1 pseudogene is annotated in these 285 nt (G+C 59.6%); it reads left to right on the forward strand.

Going from position 1 to position 285, the window contains the following annotated elements:
• Positions 1 to 285: pseudogene (locus tag B2Z72_RS05025) on the forward strand (hypothetical protein); the annotation flags it as partial.

Consider the following 285-nt stretch of genomic DNA (forward strand, 5'->3'; position numbering starts at 1 on the left):
TCTGCCCCTGCCGTTACTGGGCAAAGCGTTAGGGCAGAGGCGCAGCTGGATTCTTATCGGCCAGCTGGGTATTGCTGCGGGCCTGTTGCTGATGAGCCGTCTTGATCCGGTGGATTCCCTGTGGTGGATCGCGGTTGCTGCGTTGCTGGTGGCTTTCGCCTCATCGACTCAGGATGTGGCACTGGATGCTTTCCGCATTGAATCGGCGGAAGACACACTGCAGGGCGCTATGTCAGCGGCCTACATCTTTGGTTATCGCGTCGCTTTGCTGGTGGCAGGTGCCGG

It is taken from the genome of Thalassolituus sp. UBA6592 (assembly GCF_002433655.1).
Classification (GTDB): domain Bacteria; phylum Pseudomonadota; class Gammaproteobacteria; order Pseudomonadales; family Oceanobacteraceae; genus Venatoribacter.